We start from the raw sequence: 17,463 nt of genomic DNA, 5'->3' as shown, positions 1-17,463 counted from the left end.
GAGCCGGAATTTTCACTGAGTTTGCGCGCATTCCGTCCGACGCCGCAATATAGTTTGTGACATGCGGCGGACGACAGGGCGGCGAGGATGAGGATAATGTGGGGCCGGAGCACCGGTCACTGCCCATCACCAGGAAAACCGAATAGCCTCCAGTTTCCACCCGATGCGAAATCGAATAGCATCTCCCTTTATTTCAGATGGTCAAAGAGAGCATTGGGGATGTCTATGCAGCCGATCGACTACGGCCTCACGAGGGCGGTTGCCTTGGGTATTCTGATTATTTTTCCCGCCGTGTTCTTTGTTTCCTGCTCGACGATCGGCGGAACTCGCGGTCAACCTGGTCCCGTGACCGCGAGTTCCGCCAACGCCAAAGAAAAAGCGGCCGAGCGTCGGCGATGGTCTGAGCGAGTCGAACGAGATAATCAGCTAGATCCAAGCGGGTCGACACCGGGTTCCTATGGCTCTTTCGGTCCCCGTTTCACTTGGTGAGCGCTAGACTGCGTGGGCGATGATTTCGGCTGGAAAGCGATGACGGCGGTAGATAGGCTCACGATCGGTCATGCCCCATCATCGCTCATCAAGTTCCAAACTCCGTTAAGTTTGCGATGCCCTTTGAAGTTATCAGAACCAAAGGCCGATGCGACATTTCTCGCGATGCGCAGCCTATTTCGGATCATCAAAAGTGTAGAGTGCACACATCTCATTGCTGCTTCTCGGTGCCCTTTTGCCATTGAAGACGGCAATTGCCGTTGACTCCGATCCGTCGGCCCAAGACGCGACAAAGGTGACGTCGCCGGCACCGCAGAGTTGGTTGCCATTTTGCAGCTCGGGATCGCCAGGCTCTTTGACACGATAGACCGACGCCGGCACATTCCGACCATCTACGCTGAAGTGATCGGCAACGAGATCAGAGAATTCGAGCGACTCTCCGTTTTCAAACTTGATACTGAAATCGTCCAGCCAGACATCGCCGGTGACGCTCATGGCTGTATTGCTCATCGCTATATAGTGATCTGCCTGTTGGGCGAGCGCTCCAGACGTTGAGAGGATCGTCAGGAGGCTGGAAAGGATAAGGCTGCGCAATTTTAAATCTCGCGAAAATGACATGAGCGGGTTGGCCGACCCCATACATCGCATCTTTTCTCCGGAACGCACAGGCTCATTTTGAGGTGCTTTTAGCCATCGGTGCGCCATGTTCATGGCCCTGCGGCTGGTGTCTGAAGCGACTGTAGTATGAGGAGGCTGTGAGAGATTTCCAGATCGGATCGACTAAGATGCTATGTTTGTAGCGTCGAGAGTGAATTGACGCTTCCCCCTCCAGGCTACCTGCAATGGCTCTGATGGGGTGGACGCCCCCCGACGGCATCGATGTACCAGAATGGAGACGTTGATCACCATTTAAAGGAGGCGTCCAATAGCATCCAATAGCATCCAATAGCATCCAATAGCATCCAATAGCAGAATCCATGCGGCCCTCGATCAGATGCTCAGCTTCTTTTCACATCTTTGACTTGCATCAAGGATAGAGGCGAAGGGCCGGTTCAACATCGATCCGTCATCGCGGCTGTATCGACAGCCCGGCAGAGGATCGTTCAATGGCGAATATAACCCTGCAAGCTCTTTCCGCGAGATGTTCGGCGGCACCGACGCGCGTCTCCTTCCCGGTGCTCGGCGTGACCCTCACCGCCCTCGTCTTCGGCGGCTATGCGGGAGCGTTGACCGCTGCTATCTTCAACGTCGTCAGCCCACGTTTCGGCTGATCAGGGGACGGAGCCGCGCACATGGCCGCCGACCGCCGCAGGTTCGCATGGATGAACGCAGTGCTGACCACGCTGGTCGCGCTCGCGCTTCTCATTGCGCCCGCCGCAGGCGTGCAGGCGATGCAGTGCCATGAACACGAGGCCCACGGTCACTCCGGCTCGGCGCAGTCCTCTGTACTTGCGAAGGACGTCCGCGTCCCGCTCCAAGGCGGTCTTCACACTTCTGATCACAAAGCCTGCTGCGCGGTGCAGTGCGGCTTCTGTATCGTGCTCGCCAGCGCGGACAGGATAGAGGCTCCCGCAGCCATAGGTTCCTTCCTTTGTTTCGCATGGGGCGACCAGACTGGTAGCGGTCTGGCCCTGCCACCCACGCTCGGTCCTCCTCGTCTTCCGGTCTGAGGATTCCGGAGGCCGCCTTATTGCTGCGTCCGGTCGATTCCACGGGCTTCTATCCAGATGCCCAAGATCAATGATCGGCTGAGCCGATCCGGAAACAGGACCAATACTATGAAACGCCGTGACTTTCTCAACGGCCTGATGGTGGGCGCAGCAGCGCTCGGCACATCGGCCGCCCTTCGTCCCATGCGCAGCTTGGCGCAGGATGCCGCTGTCAAAACATCTCCTGCGCCGCGCCGCTTATCTGTCGGCTACCGGACCATCGACATCAAGGGCAGATCCGCCCGCGTCTTCGGTCTCGTCCAACCCGACGGAACGTCGGGGCTGGCGTTGGATGCCGGCACCGAATTCGACGTCGCGCTGTCGAGCAGCATCGATGAACCGACTCTGATCCACTGGCACGGGCTGACGCCCCCCTGGGCGGCCGACGGCGTGCCGGACAATCCCGCTGCGCTCCTGCGACCGTCGGAAACCCGGCGCTACACCTTTCCGGTCGGCGCGGGCGGTACGCACTGGATGCATGCCCACACATTGCAGGAGCAGAACCTGCTCGCCGCCCCGCTGATCGTGCGAACCGCGGACGACCTGAAGCGGGACGAGCAGGAGGTTGTCGTCCTGCTGCACGACTTTTCCTTCCTGCCGGCCGAGGAACTGCTCGGGAAGCTGAAGGGGAATGCCACACCCGGCGCCATGCCGATGGGCCACGGCGCGATGCGGGGCATGGGCGGCATGCAGCACATGATGTCCGGCAACGACATGGCGGGCATGGCCATGCCGGGAGCGGCGGCCATGGACCTCAACGACATCGACTACGACGCCTATCTCGCCAACGACCGTACGCTCGACGACCCCGAAGTCGTCAAGGTCGAAAAGGGTGGTCGCGTCCGCCTTCGGATCATCAACGGAGCGACGGCGACCGCCTTCACCATCGACATCGGCGGCCTTTCCGGCGAGTTGATCGCCGTCGACGGGCAGGGCATCGAACCCGTTGCAGGGACGTCGTTTCCGGTCGCCATGGGCCAGCGTCTCGACATCCGTGTGAGCCTGCCTAGGGAAGGTGGCGCCTTTCCCATCCTCGCTCTTCGCGAAGGCGCCGTCGATCGTACGGGAATCGTCCTGGCCACGGCAGGTGCTGACGTCCGCAGGATTCCAGCCGCGGGTGATGCGAAGGGACCGGTCCTCGGTCTCGACCTTGAGCAGCGCCTGCGACCTATCGGCCCGTTTGCCTACTGTGCGGCGGACCGCCGCTTCGAGCTTTCGCTGACGGGCGACATGGCCGCCTATACCTGGGGTATCGATGGAGCGGATGGTCTCGTCGTCAAGCGCGGCGAGCGGATCGAGGTGACGATCGCCAATGCCTCGATGATGGCGCATCCGATGCACCTGCACGGGCATCATTTCCAGGTGGTCGCCATCAATGGGACGCCTATAGCCGGCGCGGTCAGGGACACGGTCCTGCTGCCGCCGATGGCGAGCGTCGTCCTGGCCTTCGATGCCGACAATCCCGGCCGCTGGCCGCTTCACTGCCACCACCTCTATCACATGGCGACGGGCATGATGGCCTACGTCACCTACGACGGCATCGGCTGACGCGGTCCATCGGTTCGCGAAGCCTTTCCCCGAACTCCTTTGAACGAGACACCGTCATGAACGACAATCATTCCTCATCGGCCTGGAGCACCTATAGCAGGACCGTCTTCATCGCCTTCGCCTTGATCGCCCTCGGGCTCATCGCATACGAGCATCGCGTGCACGTCCTCGGCATCCTACCCTGGCTCCTCATCCTCGCCTGCCCGCTGATGCATCTGTTCATGCATCACGGTCACGGCGGTCATTCCGGCCACGACCATGCCAGCCATCAGGCCGGCCCCGTCCAGCCGAAGAAGGAGGCAGACGATGTCTGACACCCCGGCCTACGGGCTCTGGAGCCTCGTGATCGTCAATTCGGTGGTGTTCATCGTCTTCGCGGCGAGCTTCATCAAGCTCGAAACGAAGCAGGACTGGCGTTCGCTCGGCGCCTTCTCCGCCTTCATCGTCGCGCTCTTCACCGAGATGTATGGCTTCCCGCTGACCATAGACCTGCTGTCCGGCTGGCTCGGGCGGGAGTTCCCCGGCGTCGACTTCTGGTCGCATGACGCCGGCCACCTGCTTGAGACAATGTTCGGCTGGAGGCTCGAGCCGCATTTCGGGCCGTTCCACCTCGCGAGCAACATCCTGATCATCGCCGGCTTCTGGCTGCTCGCCTCGAGCTGGCACGTGCTTTACGCCGCCCAGCGTGACCACCGTCTGGCGACCATCGGCCCCTATGCTCGCGTCCGCCATCCGCAATACGACGCCTTCGTCGTCATCATGTTCGGATTCCTGCTGCAATGGCCGACCTTGGTGACGCTCGCTATGTTCCCGGTTCTCGTCTGGATTTATGTGCGCCTTGCGAAGCGGGAGGAGGAGGCCTCGCGCGTCGAGTTCGGAACTGCGTGGGACGCCTATGCCAGGGCCGTTCCCCGCTTCATACCGCGGCTCGGCCGCGGAACAAAGGCCGCCGGAAGCCATCGTGGAGGAGCTGTCCGTGACTGATCATCACATGCACGAAGGCCATGACCACGGTCACCGCCACCACCATGAGAAGAAACCCGACGCCCAGGTGAGCGTCGGGCCGGCGGGTCAGGAGGGCGTGATCTATACCTGCCCGATGCATCCCCAGATTAGGCAGCTCGGTCCCGGTACCTGCCCGATCTGCGGCATGACGCTGGAGCCGGAGGTCGCGACTGCGGCGACGGGGCCGAGCGCCGAGCTCGTCGACATGACCCGGCGGTTCTGGATCGGCCTGGTCCTGACGATGCCCGTCCTCGCGCTGGAGATGGGTGGGCATCTCACCAACCTGCACATGCTGCTCGGCGCACAGGTCTCCAACTGGGTCCAGCTCGTGCTGGCGACGCCGGTGGTGCTGTGGGCGGGATGGCCGTTCTTCGAGCGGGCCTGGGCTTCGCTCGTCAACCGAAGCCTCAACATGTTCACTCTAATCGCGATGGGAACGGGCGTCGCCTGGGTCTACAGTGTCGTCGCCACGGCGGCGCCTGACATCTTTCCGGACACCTTTCGGGCCGCCGACGGTTCCGTCGCCATCTACTTCGAGGCGGCCTCCGTCATCGCCGTCCTCGTGCTGCTGGGACAGATTCTGGAACTAAGGGCGCGGGAGCAGACGGGCGGCGCTATCCGGGCGTTGCTCGACCTCGCGCCGAAGACGGCGCGCCGCATCCGGGAGGACGGTTCGGACGAAGACGTCGGGCTGGACGTCGTCGTTGTCGGGGACCGCCTGCGCGTCCGGCCGGGTGAGAAGGTGCCCGTCGACGGCGAACTGGTCGAGGGACGCAGCTCCATCGATGAATCCATGATTACCGGCGAATCCATGCCGGTCACCAAGGAAGTCGGCGCCAAGCTGATCGGAGGCACGCTCAACCAGAGCGGCGGCTTCGTCATGACGGCCGGCAAGGTCGGGCGCGATACCATGCTGGCGCAGATCGTGCGCATGGTCGCGGACGCCCAGCGTTCCCGGGCGCCGATCCAGCGCCTGGCCGATCGGGTCTCCGGCTGGTTCGTTCCCGTGGTGATCCTCATCGCGATCATCGCCTTCGTCGTCTGGGGAATCTGGGGACCCGAGCCCCGCTTCGCCCATGGCCTCGTCGCCGCCGTCGCCGTGCTGATCATCGCCTGCCCCTGCGCCCTCGGGCTGGCGACGCCGATGTCGATCATGGTCGGCGTCGGACGGGGCGCCCGGATGGGCGTCCTCATCAAGAACGCCGAGGCGCTGGAACACTTCGAGAAGATCGACACACTGGTCATCGACAAGACCGGCACGCTGACGGAAGGCCGGCCGAAGGTCACCGCACTGAAGGCCGTCGGCGGATTCGACGAGGCCGAACTTCTCAGGCTGGCAGCCACGCTCGAAAGGGCCAGCGAACATCCTCTGGCTGCCGCCATCGTCGCAGCAGCTCAGGAGAGGGGAATTGTCCTCGGCGAGGCCCGCGAGTTCGACAGTCCTGTCGGCAAGGGTGTCACCGGAACGGTCAACGACAGGAAGCTCGTGATCGGCAGCCATCGGATCATGGCGGAAGCAGGCGTCGACCTCTCGGCTCTCGTGGCCGAGTCCGAGGCGCTTCGCGGCGAGGGCGCGACGGTGATCTACGTCGCCGTCGACGGCAAGGTGGGCGGTCTTGTCGCCATCGCGGATCCGATCAAGGCGACGACGGCCGCGGCGCTGCGCTCGCTGAAGGAGGAGAACATCCGCGTCGTGATGCTGACCGGCGACAACAGGACGACGGCTGAGGCCGTGGCGCGCAGGCTCGGCATTGACGAGGTGGAAGCGGAGATCCTGCCGGAGGACAAGGGCAAGGTGGTCGCCAGGCTTCGGAGCGAAGGTCGCGTCGTCGCCATGGCCGGAGACGGGGTCAACGATGCTCCGGCGCTTGCCGCCGCCGACGTCGGCATCGCCATGGGCACGGGAACGGACGTAGCGATCGAAAGCGCCGGCGTCACGCTGCTGAAGGGCGACCTGCAGGGCATCGCGAGAGCCCGCAAGCTCAGCCATGCGACGATGAGCAACATCCGCCAGAACCTGTTCCTCGCCTTCGTCTACAACGCCGCGGGCATCCCCATTGCGGCGGGCGTGCTCTATCCGGCCTTCGGGCTGTTGCTCTCGCCGATCATCGCGGCCGCCGCAATGGCGCTGTCCTCTGTGAGCGTCATCGGCAACTCGCTGCGGCTTCGGCGCGCGGCGGTCGACTAGGTGTCCGGCGGCGCGGTCGCCGGACACGACAATCGGGTACCGGCTCGTGCGGAATGCACGGGGCGGAGGAATGGACACCAACCGAAAGGAGAAACGACATGATTACGAGAAGATTGCCATACGCGACAGGTCTGGCCGCCTTGATCGCCATCGGCAGCGCAGGCCTGGCTCTCGCACAGGAGGCCGGAACCGATCCGCATCATCCCGCGAACGCGGAGGCGGCCCCGCCGGCCGGGACCGACGACATGACGGGGCAAGGCCAGAATGGCAGGCCCGGCGTCGACCTGATGCAGGGTGCGATGATGGAACCGGGCATGATGCAGCCCGGCATGCCGATGATGGGCATGCGCGGACACATGATGAAGATCATGTTCGCGATCGCCGACACGGACGGGGACGGCGCGCTGTCCTTCGAGGAGGTGACGGCCATCCACAAGCGTATCTTCGACGCTGTGGACGCGAACAAGGACGGCAAGGTCACGCCTGACGAGATGCAGGCGTTCATGCGGCAGTAGGTTCCGGAGATGACAAGGACCGATAGCAATTCCCTTCGTCCGCTGCCACCACGGTCGCTGGCCGCCTTGCTGCTGGCTATGTTCGCCATCGCCATCGCCCTCGTCTACGGATTCCTGCTGCCGATCCTTCCGTCCACGATTGCCAGGATTGCCGGGACGTCGGATCCGGCAATCCTGGCGCAGCATACCGGCGTCCTGACTGGAACCTACACCCTCGCGCTGTTCCTGTTTGCACCGCTGTGGGGGCACTTCTCGGACCGATACGGGCGGCGTCCCGCGATCGTCGCCGGACTGGTCGGCTTCGCTTTGACCTTGATGCTGTTCGCCATGGCCGGCAACCTGTCCTCCCTCTATCTCGGGCGTTTCCTGAATGGCGCGTTCGCTGCCTCGATCGCGCCGGCCGCCTACGCCCTCGTCAGAGATGAGCGCGACGAACGACAGGGCGCCGACCTGGGCTGGCAGACCGCGTCGGCAAGTCTCGGCCAGGCGGCCGGGTCGGCCGCAGGAGGACTGCTCTTCGGCGTCGTCCTCGTGCCGAACGCATCCTTCACGCTGACAGCGATCGTCGTTCTCGCCGCAAGCATCGGCCTCCCGCGCCTCCTGAAGCAACCCGAGCGGGAGGGGCCGGACGCTCCGGCATCCACCGGAACGTCCAGAACGGCCGCCGAAGAAGGACGCCGCTCGTGAGAGGCGTTCTTCCAAGAAGGTTTCCCCTCTTCTCCGCCTGCCAGGAATCGATGCCAGCATTTCCGGATCTCAAATCGAGGCGCCATGTCACAGGACCAATCCTTTTTCTCTTCGGCTGCGAGCACAGCCGGAACGGCTCGACAGCTCCGCACCTATGGGGACGCCGTTAGCGGATCGCCGGGCCGTTACAAGCTCCTTCTGCTCGTGCTCGGCCTAGCCGTCGTCATCGCCGCGACGACGATCGGCCAGCTTCGGCTGAACGCCTGGTACGAACCGTTCTTCGACGCTGTGAAGAACAAGGATCTGGCCTCGTTCCTCCGGCAGCTCGTCGTGTTCACCATCGTCGCCATCGTCCTCATCTTCCTGAACATCGCACAGACATGGCTCGACCTATGGACGAAGATCGCCTTGCGCGACTGCGTCACCCGCGATCTCCTTGTCCAGTGGTTCGCACCCCGGAGGGCATTTCTTCTCGCCGGCGCAGGGCCGGTCGGCAGCAATCCCGACCAGCGTGTCCAGGAGGACGCGAGACGGCTGACCGAGCTTACCGTGTCGCTGGCGATCGGATTCTTCCAGTCCACGTTGCTGCTATTTAGCTTTGTCGGAGTGCTGTGGCTGCTCTCCCGCGGCTTCGTGTTCGAATTCGACGGCCGCAGCTTTCAGATCCCAGGATTCATGGTCTGGGTCGCGTTGATCTACGCGGCGTCCGGCTCGTCGCTGAGCTGGCGTCTGGGCCGTCCTCTGATCGAGCTCAACGCGGCACGGTACGCTCGAGAGGCCGAATTCCGCTTCGGCCTCATGCAAGCGAACGAAGCCAGTGACGGCATCGCACTCTCTGGAGGCGAGGAGGGCGAGCAGGCGCGGCTCGAACGCGAATTCGACGGCGTGATCGGGCTCATGCGGCGGATTGCCAACGTTGCCACGAGGCTGACGGGCGTCACAGCAGGATACGGGTGGTTCGCGACCGTGGCCCCGATCGTCGCCGCAGCTCCGGGATATTTTGGCGGGCAGCTCACATTCGGCGAGTTGATGGTTGTCGTCGGTGCCTTCAACCAGGTCCAGCAGGCACTGCGATGGTATGTCGACAACGCCGGCAACATTGCCGACTGGCGGGCCACGCTCCAACGCGTCATGGACCTGCGCCAGGCGCTTCTCGCCATGGACCAGGCCGCGCCGTCGCAAAGCCGCATCGCCATTCTCGAGGGCGAGCCGGTGCTGGCCCTCGACGACCTGACTGTGCACGTTGCGGACCGGGCAGTCTCCATCGACGAGCCGCACGTCGCCGTTCTGCCGGGCGAACGTGTCCTCGTCATCGGCAAGCCGGGCACAGGCAAGAGCATGCTGTTTCGCGCGTTGGCCGGGCTTTGGCCCTGGGGAACCGGGCGGCTGCGCCTGCCGCCGAAAGCGGATACCATCTTCCTTCCGCAGCGGCCGTATGTCCCGAACGGTTCATTGCGCGAGGTGCTGTCCTACCCCTGCAAACCTTCCACCTTCCAGGAGGCGGCCTTCTCGCGCGCGCTGGAACGCACGGACCTCCGCCACCTGATCCCGTCGCTCGACCGCGTGGCCCGCTGGGACAACGAATTGACGGTCGACGAGCAGCAGCATCTGGCCTTCGCCCGGCTCCTGGTCCACGGGCCCGCTTGGGTCGTCAGCGACGAGGCCCTGTGCCATCTGAACGAGGACGATCGCAAGATGCTGTTCTCGATCTTCGACGACGAACTGTCGAAGACCGCCGTCGTCAGCATCTCCAGCAACGACGCCCAGTACGGCTTCTATTCCAGAATACTTCATCTGAATGCACAGCCGCGTGCCGAAGCAAGCCCGGCGCCGTCGTGATCGGGGGATCTTGAACGAAAGCTTCGACAGGAAAACCCTCCATGTCGAACGACTCTCTCCATGCTCTCGGTAGGTTCGGGAATACGACCATGAGATCAATGTCGGAGTAATCATTGCCTTCGCCACGCATAATTGATCCTGACGCAAAGGCGAAACTTGCCTCCGTAAAGCGGTTTGCTAGGCGGTCGCTCGCGACGTCAAGTGCCCATTCAGCCCGATGTCGTTGATCCACGTCTCACTCCAAAGTTAACGATCAGAGCGAGTGCAAAAGAAAACCCCGCTCGTGCCCGGCGGGGTTGATCCACTTTATCAAATGAAAGACTTAGTTCACCACAGGACCGACCATCGCACTCGGGCGGTCATGGCGGTCAAGCGAGATTCATCTTGCTCATGTTTCCAGGCTACCCGCACCATATTCTCCGCTCAAGCCGCCACAATGAACGTGATCACCTCTCCAACGCAGGTTTAGCACGAGGTTCGTTGTGACAGTGATTCCGATCGGTTTCGCAGTTCGCCAGAACTGCGCACAACCGGAAAACCCGATGCGGTGGTCGCGCCAGCTTAACCCGGCTTGCTCACAGACTCTCACGGCGTGCGATGTGCGTTGATCAATGCTACGTGCCTCGTCGGGGCGGATATCGGCCACCCTCCGATCAGATCATTGATACGCATCAATGATCTGACAGCCCTTGCATGATCTTTAAGATCGAAATCGGGAGCAAGATGATGATGAGGAATATGCGAAGCCTATCCCAGGGGATGTCGTGCCGCCCTTCTAGCGCAGCCTCGGGCAATTTGATCTATTGCACGCGAGATTTCAGATTTACAACATAGTCCCAACTTGGGGTCTCTAATCTGTTCGCGAAAGGCCGTTTTCCGGTCAATCTCAAAAGTGGTCCAGCAACTGTCATCGAGAGTGAGTTTACGGACAAGGAGATGGCCGGGCTTTGTCGCGAGCTTTTGTCGAGGTCGCAGAAACGGCTATTGCTGGACACGATTCTGCCGCGAGGCCGCGAATTCCTGGAGTGAGGACCGCTTCAGACAAGCGAAAGACGGTATTGCCAGAAATTGCGGTTTTGAATTGCAGACTTTTCTTCTATGGAGGCTTCCACGAAACAGAGGTTAGTTGCAACTGCGGATTGCAGCCTGCAGCGGGTAGTGCTTGCTGGAGAAGTGGCACGACGCCTCGTGTGATACAAGCGCCCGGCGATGCTAGGCTTTTGACTAGAGAGTATGAAAATGGATCAAGGTGTTGATGGTACCGAACTCGCCGGGGGCGCGGTGACCAATTCAAGTAACCAACCCGGAACAAAGGCTCGTTTCGGAAGCACTGATACGCTTGTAAAAATCCACCCTGATCTCAGAACGATCGCACGCTCTCAGATTCTGACGGGTGCCGACTTTTCCGAGGAAGGACGGCCCGATGAGCGGCTCGATATCGTCTTCGAGCAGCTTGCCGAGAGGTTTGGTTCGTTGCCGGCCGTGATCTCCGATGGACGCGCCTGGACATATCAAGAGATAAACAAACGCGCGAATCAGTTTGCCCGCCTCCTCATGGACAAGGGCGTGCGGCCGGGCCAGCGGGTGGGTTTGCTTGTCGATCGATCCGCCGAGACCTATATTGCGCTGCTCGGTGTCATGAGGGCAGGGGCGGCGTTCGTTCCTCTCGCTGCTGCTTTTCCCGAAGAGCGGATGGCGCTCATCATCGAAGACGCCGATGTGGAGCTGGTCGTCACCATCGACGCCTATTCCTCTCGCGCCAAACAACTCTCCGTTCCCCTCGTCCTGATCGATGCCGCCGACGCCGAAATCACGGCTAGGTCCGATGCACCGCTGCAACCGAACGCTGTGCCTTCTGCATCCGACGACACCTGCTACATTCTCTATACATCCGGTACGACAGGCAAGCCTAAGGGCGTGGTCATAAAGCACCAAAGCATTTGCAACTTTGTGCGGGTCGCTGCCGCAGCCTATGGGTACCGGCCGGGTGATCGCGTCTATCAGGGCATGACCATCGCCTTTGACTTTTCTGCCGAAGAGATTTGGGTGCCATTTGCCGCTGGCGCCACAATCGTGCCAGCGCCGGGTCAGCTTACTCTGGTGGGCGAGGAGCTCGCTGATTTCCTGCGGATGAATGACGTTACTTGCATGGCCTGTAGCCCGACATTATTATCCTCCATAGAAAGTGACGTGCCTGGCCTCCGATTGCTGCTGGTCGGCGGCGAGGCTTGTCCTCATAATCTCGTCATGCGCTGGACGAAGCGGGGGCGGCAAATTCTCAACACATATGGCCCGACCGAGGCCACGGTGACCGCAACGATGGGTGTGCTGGTGCCTGAGAGGTCGGTGACCATCGGTGCACCACTGCCCACTTACTCCATCGTCATTCTCGATCCTTTGGTATCGGAACTTGCCGAGCCAGGTGAGTCAGGTGAAATCGGCATTGCCGGCATCGGACTGGCGGCAGGCTACCTCAATAGGCCGGATCTGACCGAACAGAAGTTTATTGCAGATTTTATCGGCCTGCCGAACAATCCGTCGAAGCGCATTTACCGGACGGGGGATCTCGGCCGGATCAACGACGACGGCGAGATCGAATATCAGGGTCGCATCGACACCCAGGTGAAAATCCGCGGATACCGCATCGAGCTCGGAGAGATCGAGGCGGTGCTTCTGGACCAGCCCGCGATCGCGCAGGCTGTTGTCACGACCTGGGAGATCGAGCCCGGCCGTATGGAACTCGTTGCCTATTACGCATCGAAGACCGGCCTGCCACCGATCTCGCGTGCCGATATTGCGCGCGCGCTGAAACAACGCCTGCCGGACTACATGGTGCCTTCTTATCTGGAGGAATTGCCCGCGATCCCGATGACGGTCTCGAACAAGGCGGATCTTCGTCAGCTCCCGAAGCCGACAGGCGTTCGGCTCGCGGCAGAACGAACGGTGGTGCCGCCCCGCAATGACGATGAACGCTTCCTGGCGGAGACGCTTTCGAACGTTCTGAAGTTTGATGATGTCTCTGTGGAAGACCATTTTTTCGACGATCTCGGTGCCAACTCCCTGCTCATGGCTCGCTTTTGCGCCCGCGTGCGCACCCGAAAGGAATGGGCGACGGCGTCCATTCGGGACATCTACCTGCACCCGACTGTGGCGCTTCTCGCACAGCACCTCCGTATCCCGGAGGAGAGGACGACGGCCATCAATGAGCCATGTCTAACCCACCGGGCATCCAATCTTGCCTACTGGACCTGTGGAGCAGCACAACTCCTATTTTATGGCCTCTACAGCTATTTTGGACTGCTGCTTTTCAACTACGGTCTTAACTGGGTATATGACAAGCTCGATGAGCCGCTGTCGCTCTATCTGCGCTGCGCGCTGCTGTCCGGCGGTGTTTTCTTCGGTATGTCGGGGGCCGCGATCATCGCGAAGTGGCTGCTGGTCGGCCGCTGGAAGCCAGAAGCGTTCCCCATCTGGGGCCTGCGCTACTATCGTTTCTGGGTAGTTCAGACCATGATCCGGACCGCACCCGTGGTGCTCTTCCGCGGCAGCCCGCTCTACAGTCTCTATCTGCGGCTTCTGGGTGCCAAGCTCGGACGGAATACCGTTATCGAATGCCGATCCGTGCCGGTCTGCACCGATCTTATATCGATCGGCGACAACACGATTCTGCGCAAAGAATCGATGATACTCGGCTATCGGGCGCAGTCCGGCTATATTCACACGGGTCGGCTGACCATTGGCCGCGATGCCTTCGTGGGTGTCGGTAGCACACTCGATATCGATACCCGGATCGGCGATGGCGCCCAGCTCGGCCACTCTTCGTCGCTCCAGCGCGGACAGAGCATTCCGGATGGTGAGCACTGGCATGGATCGCCGGCGGTGCCGACAACGGCGGACTACTGCAAGGTTCGCAATGTCAGCCTTTCCAAGGCCCGGCGCATCCTTTACGAAGCGGCTCAGCTCGTTGCCCTATTTACGGTCGTGACGCCTCTGCCACTTCTCTTCCACAGCTATTGGGAAAATGTGAGCGACGACTATCAGGAGACCATCGGCATTGTCGCGATCGGCACCACGGTCACGCTGTTCGGTTACATCGCTGTGTCCCTGCTTGCTGCGACATTGCTGCCACGTCTCTTCAGGTTCTTCTTAAAGCCGGGTCGTACTTATTCTCTCTACGGCTTTCACCACTGGCTGCAAGCCACGATCGAGCTTTCCAGCAACTCTCGTATCCTCAACCTGATATTCGGCGATAGCTCGGCGATTGTGCATTATATGCGCAGCATCGGCTGGAAGCTTAACAAGGTGACCCAGACAGGTTCCAATTTCGGAACGAATCAGCAGCACGACAACCCGCTTCTGTGCGAGATCGGCACCGACACCATGGTGTCGGACGGGCTTTTCATGATCAACATGCACAAGTCCGCCACCGCATTCAGGTTGGATCACACCAGGATCGGCGAGCGCAACTATCTGGGCAACAATATCTACTATCCGCCGGATGGGCGGACAGGTGAAAACTGCTTGCTCGGCACCAAGGTGATGGTTCCTATCGACGGGCCGATCCGGGAGAATGTTGGCCTGCTGGGCTCGCCGTCCTTCGAAATTCCGCGCATGGTGAACCGCGACAAGGAGCTTATCGCCGGCGTCGACGAAGATGCCCGACGCAGCCGCCTGAAGCGCAAGAATCTCTATAACACCATGACGGCGGTCCTCTTCCTGGCAACGCAGTGGGTCATGTTGTTCGCCACGCTGGCGATCTGGGATCGGGCGCTTAACTACTACACAGAATGGGCCGAGATCGCGCTCTTCGCCGCTGTGGTCCTGACATCGGCGATCACCATACCATTTTACATTTTTGTGGAGCGCGCCAGCCTGGGCTTTGGCAAGCTGAAGCCGCAGATGACGACGATCTATGATGTCACATTCTGGCACCATGAACTTCATTGGAAGCTGTCGGACTCGCCGATCACCGGCCTGTTCAGCGGCACGCCGTTCCGACCCATGATCCTGCGCATGCTCGGCGTGAAGGTTGGACGGCGCGTCTATGACGGCGGCAGCAATCTGACTGAGCGTTCCCTGGTGGAGATCGGCGACGATGCCACCCTGAACGAAGGATGCGTCATTCAGGCCCATTCGCTGGAAGAGGGCGTGTTCAAGTCCGATTTCATACGGGTCGGCAAGGGCTGCACGCTTGGACCTGCTGCCTTTGTCCACTATGGCGTTGTGATGGGCGACGGGTCGGTGGTCGACGTCGACTCCTTCGTGATGAAGGGGGAAGTGCTGGAGCCTAACTCCATCTGGCGCGGCAACCCGGCGAAGCTGAGCCGCTTCGTGACGCCGGTTCTAAGGGACGGCGCCAGGAAATCCGCCTGAATATCCCGTTGCCATCCCGTGTGTCGAGCCCGAGGACGCAGTGGAGGCAGCTGCATCTTGAAGATTGCCCAGGAGGTAACGCCTTGACTGATCAATCCGCGCAGACGGCGGAAATCCGTCTCGCTCCGATGACCGAGGCAAACCGGGCGTTGGTGACGTCCTTGGAGCTTGCTCAAGAGCAGGTGGATTTCGTCGCGAGCAATTCGGACTCTCTGGAAGAAGCCGATGACGATGTGGACGCGCAGCCGCGCGCTATCATGTTGGGGGATCGTATTGTCGGGTTTCTGATGTACGAGGCGCCGGCGGACGATTACGAGGCGCGAATCTACCGCTTCATGATCGACCGCGTCTACCAGGGTAGAGGTTACGGCAAGGCCGCGTTGCGCGAAGTGCTGGCGGAAATCGGGAGGCTCGGCCACATCAGGCACGTTTCGATCTGCTATGACCCTGAGAATAAAAGCGCGCGACACCTCTATCGCGCTGCCGGCTTCGTTGAAGAGGGACTCGACGAGGACGGGGAAATGATCGCCGACCTGGTCCTACCTGCACGGGCGGACAATCCATGACACGCCCGCCCTACGCTCCGCCGACCCTGCCCGAGGAAATAGCACTTTTGGAGGCGATGGCTACCATTGCACCGAAAGGCGTTCGGATTGGATGCCGGAAGATACGCGACGAGGATGAGGCCCACTTGCTGCCGGAGGAAGCACGGGCCATCCCGGCACGCCACCCGGCCATCCGGCGGGCCAGCGGCGCGGCCCGGTGGATCGCACACGGTCTGCTGTGGGACATTGGCTTAAACGACTTCGCTGTCCTGCGTACGTCATCAGGCGCGCCGGTCTGGCCCGACGGGATGACGGGTTCGTTGGCTCACGACAACGAAATGGCCGTAGCGGCGGTGGCGCCTGTTTCCCACATCGGCTCTCTCGGTATCGATGTCGAGCCCGCCCAGCCCCTCCCACACGACATTTTCGCGCTAGTTACAACCCCTGCGGATACGACAGAAGCACTAAATCAAGACCTTACCGGTCGTATTCTCTTTTCAGCCAAGGAGGCAGTCTATAAGGCGGTGTATCCGCTTGATCGTGAGATATTGGGCTATGAGGATATCGCCGTGGACCTCAACGCAGGCCTCGCAATGACGGCGACAGGCCACCGGGTCAAGCTCTTATACTGTGTTGCTCCACGCGTGGTCGTTGTGGCGTTTATTTGCGGCAATTAGTTCCGGCATTCTGCGGGTACAAGTATCAGCAGCGCAACGATGCCGACCACTGCGAAAACTGCTCCATAGACGAACACGGCCTTATGGCCCAGGTGATCCCAAAGCAGACCGGCGATGACGCTGGCAATGAGTTGAGTGAGCCCAACCAGGGAATTGTACCAACCGATGCCGCCGGCACGCAGTTCCCGGGGTGCGTGGCTAGAAGCGAGCGCCTTTCCAGCGGCACGGAAGGTACCCTGATAGGCGCCATAGCAGACGAACAGTACGGCCACGATGACGACATTGACCGTGAGCGCAAACCCCGCATAAGCGACAAAGAACACGGCGAACGCCGCGAGTAGAACATCACGGCGGCTGATCCGATCAGACAAAAAGCCCTTGGGATAGGAGACCAGAGCAGCGACGAGATCGAACCCCGAATAGATGAGAATCGTATCCTCGATCGAGGCACCTGCGGCTCGCGTTTCGAGGATCAGAAATGCGAGATTATGGTAATGGAGTTGGGGAGTGTCTGCTGAGCAACACCCATGCCGCAAGTATGATGAGCAGCAGGCCGGAGATAAGAGCATTCCATGTAAAGAGGGGATTCTCAGTATATCGAAGAGCCCAGGGGGAGACGATAAGCCAGCCGCCGAGCAGGATATCGGCTCGATCCTCCCAAAGATGGTATGACGCGTAGGCCGCTCCTCCCAGAGCTGCGACGACGAGGCCGCAGACAAGAAAATTCCAAGCGGGCGCGCCAATGGGAAAGGAATCGGGGCCGTAGCTCCCGAATACCCATGGCGAGGCAATTAGCCACATGCCAATGATGAACACAATATGGTCCTGCCAGCGACGCTGTTTCATATCGCTTCTCCTTCACGCAACAAATAAAACTTATCGTGTCTT

General features: G+C 61.0%; 15 protein-coding genes and 1 pseudogene. 12 read left to right on the top strand and 4 right to left on the bottom strand.

Annotated elements, in window-relative coordinates:
* Window positions 1–663: 663 nt before the first annotated feature.
* Complete coding sequence (locus FHT29_RS34660) at window positions 664–1,200, bottom strand: hypothetical protein (RefSeq protein WP_246703110.1); 537 nt, start codon at window positions 1,198–1,200, stop codon at window positions 664–666.
* 395 nt (window positions 1,201–1,595) lie between these two features.
* Between FHT29_RS34660 and FHT29_RS25520 the strand changes: the two genes are divergently transcribed.
* The 9 genes from FHT29_RS25520 (at window position 1,596) to FHT29_RS25480 (ending at window position 9,980) form a co-directional block, all read left to right on the top strand.
* Entirely contained in the window at window positions 1,596–1,760 is a 165-nt protein-coding gene (locus FHT29_RS25520) for a hypothetical protein (RefSeq protein WP_167669632.1), read from the top strand.
* A gap of 21 nt (window positions 1,761–1,781) precedes the next feature.
* Window positions 1,782–2,159, top strand: a complete 378-nt coding sequence (locus FHT29_RS25515) for a hypothetical protein (protein ID WP_168600320.1) — start codon at window positions 1,782–1,784, stop codon at window positions 2,157–2,159.
* A 108-nt stretch (window positions 2,160–2,267) separates the two neighbouring features.
* Entirely contained in the window at window positions 2,268–3,746 is a 1,479-nt protein-coding gene (locus FHT29_RS25510; RefSeq protein ID WP_168600319.1) for a multicopper oxidase family protein, read from the top strand.
* A 56-nt stretch (window positions 3,747–3,802) separates the two neighbouring features.
* A complete protein-coding gene (locus FHT29_RS25505) occupies window positions 3,803–4,060 on the top strand; it encodes a DUF2933 domain-containing protein (RefSeq protein WP_168600318.1) in 258 nt (85 codons plus the stop codon).
* Window positions 4,053–4,730, top strand: coding sequence for an isoprenylcysteine carboxylmethyltransferase family protein (locus FHT29_RS25500; RefSeq protein ID WP_168600317.1), 678 nt, complete (start codon window positions 4,053–4,055; stop codon window positions 4,728–4,730). The genes FHT29_RS25505 and FHT29_RS25500 overlap by 8 nt, the downstream gene beginning before the upstream one ends.
* Window positions 4,731–4,737: 7 nt before the next feature.
* A complete protein-coding gene (locus tag FHT29_RS25495; RefSeq protein ID WP_168600365.1) occupies window positions 4,738–6,939 on the top strand; it encodes a copper-translocating P-type ATPase in 2,202 nt (733 codons plus the stop codon).
* A gap of 98 nt (window positions 6,940–7,037) precedes the next feature.
* Complete coding sequence (locus tag FHT29_RS25490) at window positions 7,038–7,454, top strand: EF-hand domain-containing protein (RefSeq protein WP_168600316.1); 417 nt, start codon at window positions 7,038–7,040, stop codon at window positions 7,452–7,454.
* A gap of 9 nt (window positions 7,455–7,463) precedes the next feature.
* On the top strand, window positions 7,464–8,141 hold the full coding sequence (locus FHT29_RS25485) for an MFS transporter (protein ID WP_168600315.1): 678 nt from the start codon (window positions 7,464–7,466) through the stop codon (window positions 8,139–8,141).
* Between the two features lie 84 nt (window positions 8,142–8,225).
* Window positions 8,226–9,980: an ABC transporter ATP-binding protein/permease gene (locus FHT29_RS25480; RefSeq protein ID WP_168600314.1), complete on the top strand. Its 1,755-nt coding sequence runs from the start codon at window positions 8,226–8,228 to the stop codon at window positions 9,978–9,980.
* Between the two features lie 4 nt (window positions 9,981–9,984).
* Here FHT29_RS25480 and FHT29_RS34655 read toward each other — a convergent pair.
* Window positions 9,985–10,212, bottom strand: a pseudogene (locus FHT29_RS34655) (nucleotidyltransferase domain-containing protein); the annotation flags it as partial.
* Window positions 10,213–11,213: 1,001 nt separating this feature from the next.
* Here FHT29_RS34655 and FHT29_RS25475 point away from each other — a divergent pair.
* The 3 genes from FHT29_RS25475 (at window position 11,214) to FHT29_RS25465 (ending at window position 16,575) form a co-directional block, all read left to right on the top strand.
* The gene (locus tag FHT29_RS25475) at window positions 11,214–15,353 is read left to right on the top strand and encodes a Pls/PosA family non-ribosomal peptide synthetase (RefSeq protein WP_168600313.1); all 4,140 of its coding nucleotides are present in this window, start codon (window positions 11,214–11,216) and stop codon (window positions 15,351–15,353) included.
* 128 nt (window positions 15,354–15,481) lie between these two features.
* The gene (locus FHT29_RS25470) at window positions 15,482–15,919 is read left to right on the top strand and encodes a GNAT family N-acetyltransferase (RefSeq protein ID WP_168600364.1); all 438 of its coding nucleotides are present in this window, start codon (window positions 15,482–15,484) and stop codon (window positions 15,917–15,919) included.
* Entirely contained in the window at window positions 15,916–16,575 is a 660-nt protein-coding gene (locus FHT29_RS25465; protein ID WP_168600312.1) for a 4'-phosphopantetheinyl transferase superfamily protein, read from the top strand. Before FHT29_RS25470 ends, FHT29_RS25465 begins: the two co-directional genes overlap by 4 nt.
* On the opposite strand, the gene FHT29_RS25460 is transcribed toward FHT29_RS25465, so the two are convergent.
* Entirely contained in the window at window positions 16,572–17,144 is a 573-nt protein-coding gene (locus FHT29_RS25460) for an MFS transporter (protein ID WP_246703109.1), read from the bottom strand. The genes FHT29_RS25465 and FHT29_RS25460 overlap by 4 nt on opposite strands.
* A complete protein-coding gene (locus FHT29_RS25455; RefSeq protein WP_168600310.1) occupies window positions 17,062–17,421 on the bottom strand; it encodes an SPW repeat protein in 360 nt (119 codons plus the stop codon). The genes FHT29_RS25460 and FHT29_RS25455 overlap by 83 nt, the downstream gene beginning before the upstream one ends.
* Window positions 17,422–17,463: the final 42 nt, after the last annotated feature.

The sequence above is a fragment of the Rhizobium sp. SG741 genome, from assembly GCF_012275435.1.
Taxonomy (GTDB): Bacteria; Pseudomonadota; Alphaproteobacteria; order Rhizobiales; family Rhizobiaceae; genus Rhizobium; species Rhizobium lusitanum.
The sequence above is the reverse complement of the archived record's forward strand: the minus strand, read 5'-3'. Positions and strand labels throughout refer to the sequence as shown.

Bases quoted from the DNA above. Each gene is read 5' to 3' on its own strand.
- FHT29_RS34660 (WP_246703110.1), bottom strand. From the start codon at position 1,200: ATGAACATGGCGCACCGATGGCTAAAAGCACCTCAAAATGAGCCTGTG.
- FHT29_RS25520 (WP_167669632.1), top strand. From the start codon at position 1,596: ATGGCGAATATAACCCTGCAAGCTCTTTCCGCGAGATGTTCGGCGGCA.
- FHT29_RS25515 (WP_168600320.1), top strand. From the start codon at position 1,782: ATGGCCGCCGACCGCCGCAGGTTCGCATGGATGAACGCAGTGCTGACC.
- FHT29_RS25510 (WP_168600319.1), top strand. From the start codon at position 2,268: ATGAAACGCCGTGACTTTCTCAACGGCCTGATGGTGGGCGCAGCAGCG.
- FHT29_RS25505 (WP_168600318.1), top strand. From the start codon at position 3,803: ATGAACGACAATCATTCCTCATCGGCCTGGAGCACCTATAGCAGGACC.
- FHT29_RS25500 (WP_168600317.1), top strand. From the start codon at position 4,053: ATGTCTGACACCCCGGCCTACGGGCTCTGGAGCCTCGTGATCGTCAAT.
- FHT29_RS25495 (WP_168600365.1), top strand. From the start codon at position 4,738: ATGCACGAAGGCCATGACCACGGTCACCGCCACCACCATGAGAAGAAA.
- FHT29_RS25490 (WP_168600316.1), top strand. From the start codon at position 7,038: ATGATTACGAGAAGATTGCCATACGCGACAGGTCTGGCCGCCTTGATC.
- FHT29_RS25485 (WP_168600315.1), top strand. From the start codon at position 7,464: ATGACAAGGACCGATAGCAATTCCCTTCGTCCGCTGCCACCACGGTCG.
- FHT29_RS25480 (WP_168600314.1), top strand. From the start codon at position 8,226: ATGTCACAGGACCAATCCTTTTTCTCTTCGGCTGCGAGCACAGCCGGA.
- FHT29_RS25475 (WP_168600313.1), top strand. From the start codon at position 11,214: ATGAAAATGGATCAAGGTGTTGATGGTACCGAACTCGCCGGGGGCGCG.
- FHT29_RS25470 (WP_168600364.1), top strand. From the start codon at position 15,482: ATGACCGAGGCAAACCGGGCGTTGGTGACGTCCTTGGAGCTTGCTCAA.
- FHT29_RS25465 (WP_168600312.1), top strand. From the start codon at position 15,916: ATGACACGCCCGCCCTACGCTCCGCCGACCCTGCCCGAGGAAATAGCA.
- FHT29_RS25460 (WP_246703109.1), bottom strand. From the start codon at position 17,144: ATGCTCTTATCTCCGGCCTGCTGCTCATCATACTTGCGGCATGGGTGT.
- FHT29_RS25455 (WP_168600310.1), bottom strand. From the start codon at position 17,421: ATGAAACAGCGTCGCTGGCAGGACCATATTGTGTTCATCATTGGCATG.